Source organism: Lentilactobacillus sp. (genome assembly GCF_040773105.1).
Taxonomy (GTDB): domain Bacteria; phylum Bacillota; class Bacilli; order Lactobacillales; family Lactobacillaceae; genus Lentilactobacillus; species Lentilactobacillus parabuchneri.
On record NZ_JAXGWW010000249.1, the window covers coordinates 1 to 3042 of the forward strand.

At 47.5% G+C, this 3042-nt stretch carries 4 protein-coding genes; 2 read left to right on the plus strand and 2 right to left on the minus strand.

Features of this window, described 5'->3' with window-relative positions; genetic code table 11:
- Positions 1-257: 257 nt before the first annotated feature.
- Positions 258-908, plus strand: coding sequence for an ATP-binding cassette domain-containing protein (locus AB3112_RS10220; RefSeq protein WP_367334430.1), 651 nt, complete (start codon positions 258-260; stop codon positions 906-908).
- A complete protein-coding gene (gene fetB / locus AB3112_RS10225) occupies positions 905-1675 on the plus strand; it encodes an iron export ABC transporter permease subunit FetB (RefSeq protein WP_057910318.1) in 771 nt (256 codons plus the stop codon). The genes AB3112_RS10220 and fetB overlap by 4 nt, the downstream gene beginning before the upstream one ends.
- A 181-nt stretch (positions 1676-1856) precedes the next feature.
- Here fetB and AB3112_RS10230 read toward each other — a convergent pair whose 3' ends face one another.
- On the minus strand, positions 1857-2288 hold the full coding sequence (locus tag AB3112_RS10230; RefSeq protein WP_367334431.1) for a hypothetical protein: 432 nt from the start codon (positions 2286-2288) through the stop codon (positions 1857-1859).
- 24 nt (positions 2289-2312) lie between these two features.
- A partial coding sequence (locus AB3112_RS10235) for a cation transporting ATPase C-terminal domain-containing protein (RefSeq protein WP_367334432.1) occupies positions 2313-3042 on the minus strand: 730 nt, incomplete at its 5' end.

Genomic DNA, 3042 nt, shown 5'->3' on the forward strand with positions numbered 1-3042 from the left:
CGTGTTAAAATCTGCAACATGATTCGCAGCCAATCAACAAAGGAGATTGACCATATCAGCCCCAGAATAGAATCATTATTAATTTTGTTTAATATCCGGCAATTTTGACGACGTTGTAAAATCCAACTAAACGGCAAATAAAAGGAGTCACTTTAAAAAGCTAATTTGTCATAGTTACAAATTAAGAATCGCTTTAAGTGACATTGTAAGCGCTATCTTATACAATCGACTTATCAAATGAGAAGGAGATAGTCGAAATGGCAGAAACAATTTTTGACCTGCAAGACGTCGGTTTGACGGTATCGAAGCGGACACTGTTAGCGCATATTTCGTTCACGGTGGCACCCGGCGAATTTGTAACCATTACCGGCCCGTCGGGTTCTGGCAAGAGTACCCTGCTCTTATTGTTGGCGACCCTACTCACGCCCACACAGGGTCAGATTTTATTCTCAGGTCGTCCTCAGGAAACTTATGAAAAGACTGCTTACCGCCGGCTGGTCTCATACTGTTATCAACAACCCAGTCTATTTGGCGAAACTGTGGCGGATAATTTGGCCTTTCCCTTCCAAATCCGCCAGGAACAAGTTGACCATGACCGCATGGTAAACGCACTGGCAGAAGTCAACTTGCCAGACGATATGCTCGATAAGCCGATCACAGAGCTTTCGGGTGGTGAAAAGCAGCGGGTCGCTTTGATTCGGAACCTGATTTTTACACCAAAAGTATTATTATTAGACGAAATTACCACCGGTCTGGACGCCGACTCAAAGGACACGGTCCATCAAGTGATTAATAATTTCATGAAGCAAGGGGTCACGATCATCACCGTGACGCATGATGAATCCGAATTAGCAGCGGCTGATCGACTGATCACCATCGTTGCGGGCGAAATGGCGGTGACGGCATGAATCAATTAATTGTAACGCCAACTGCATTAATTTTTGCGGTTGCCTTGGTTGCTGTGGCGTTTTTTATCAGCCTTAAAGAAAAAATTGGGCTGGAAAAAGATTTGGTGATCGGCGTCATCCGGGCCGTTATCCAACTGACGGTTGTCGGTTACGTCTTGACGTACATCATTTCGGTCAATCGCGCCTGGCTGACACTGCTCATGGTAGGAATTATTGTCTTTAACGCCGCTTGGAACGCTCGGGGACGTGCCCGTGGCATCCCCTACGCGTTTGTGATTAGCCTTCTGGCAATCACGGTGGCCACTGGCGTCACAATCGGCTTACTGGTGTTGGCAAAAGCGATCGCCTTTGTTCCCAGCCAGATTGTGCCCGTGTCTGGTATGATTGCCAGTAACGCGATGGTCGCTATTGGCCTGGCTTACAGAAGCCTCAACAGTCAGTTTCATGATAAGCGCCAGGGACTGTTGGAAAAGCTGGCGCTGGGAGCGACTCGCTACCAAACGGCGATTAATGTGGTTAGAGAAGCCATTCGAACGGGAATGAGCCCGACAGTTGACTCAGCCAAAACTGTTGGGCTGGTCAGTCTTCCAGGGATGATGTCCGGTTTGATTTTTGCCGGCGTCGATCCAACCAAGGCGATCATGTACCAAATCATGGTCACCTTCATGCTGATGGCTGCTACCAGCATCGGCAGTACGATTGCCTGCTACTTGGCATACCCACAGTTTTTTAACGCCGACTTACAGTTACGAACAATGAAATCGTGAATGCCCGCTTAAATACTGAGCCGGCCCAACCGCGCTGCGATACCCGTTTCAAATGATAGTTGGTATCACAAAAGCCTCCTGACTGCTGGATGAATGACCTTTCATCCGGCAATCAGGAGGCTTTTTCATAACAGAAAATATCCTCAGTAATTTAGATTCTTAAATGCGAATAGATATTCGGTTAAATACTTCCCATGATCCGCGTCGTTGCGCTCGACACCTTGGCGATGCTGTTTTCTTGATCCTTTTCTGACTGATTGAACTTTTCGGTATCAATCGTGTCATTGTCCGGATCAAGACTGTCGGTCATCGCCTGGCAGGCGTTTGCGTAGTCCTCGTAGTGGCGAATCAACACCTTGTGTCTGCCCAGTAATTTGACCGGAACGGCCACCTGCTGGAGCTTGTTGACGTTATCTTGGTACTGATCGGTTCCGGCTTGAAAATGATCCTTAATTGCTTTGAGTTTGTCGCCGCTCAAATCAGCAATGGTGTCATGATCAATGGCGTGTCTTAACGTTTCGTAGTCAGCATTTAAATCTTCGCCGTTTTCTTCGGTGGCGTTGATGACGTCGGAAACAACTTTTGCGTATCGTTGCATATCTTGTGGTTTCAAAATATCAGTCCTTCTTTTAACTTTTTATTTGTGGGAAATATGTCTCTGGATATATTTTACTACTTCTGACACAACAACGATCATAAAGCCGGCGAAGACAACCACCAGCCATTGAGATGCGGTGAGTTCGGTCACGTGGAACATGTTGTTGAATCCTGGAATCACAATCGTACCGATGAGTAAGATTGCCGACCCCAGCAAAGCCCAATTAAAGAACTTGTTCTTAAACAAGCCGACTCTGAAAATGGACTCGTGAATGGTTTTGGAGTTAAAGGCGTGGAACAGCTGAATTAAGCCAAGGGTGGCGTAGGCCATCGTTAACGCATCCGCGTGGGCCAGCGCATCTGACGCGTGCACCGGATTGGTAATCGCAAAGGCGTATACGGCCAGTGTAATGAACCCTTCAAAAAAGCCCTGGTACAAAATGTTGGTCATAATCCCACCGGATAAGAAGTTTGACGTCCTTCCCCGTGGTTTGCGTTTCATGATACCGGGTTCAGCCGGTTCAACACCCAGTGCAATCGCCGGAAACGTGTCCGTTACCAGGTTGATCCACAAAATTTGAACGGGGGCCAAAATCTGCCACCCCATCATGGTCATGACAAACAGGGTCAATACTTCACCGAGGTTGGCGGACAGCAGGTACTGCAGTGACTTTTGAATGTTGGCGAAGACTTTTCGTCCCGCTTTGACGGCCGTCACGATGGTGGCGAAGTTATCGTCCGCTAAAACCATGTCAGAGGCTTCCTTGGAA

Coding starts and splice junctions, on each gene's coding strand:
- AB3112_RS10220 (WP_367334430.1), top strand. CDS start 258: ATGGCAGAAACAATTTTTGACCTGCAAGACGTCGGTTTGACGGTATCG.
- fetB (WP_057910318.1), top strand. CDS start 905: ATGAATCAATTAATTGTAACGCCAACTGCATTAATTTTTGCGGTTGCC.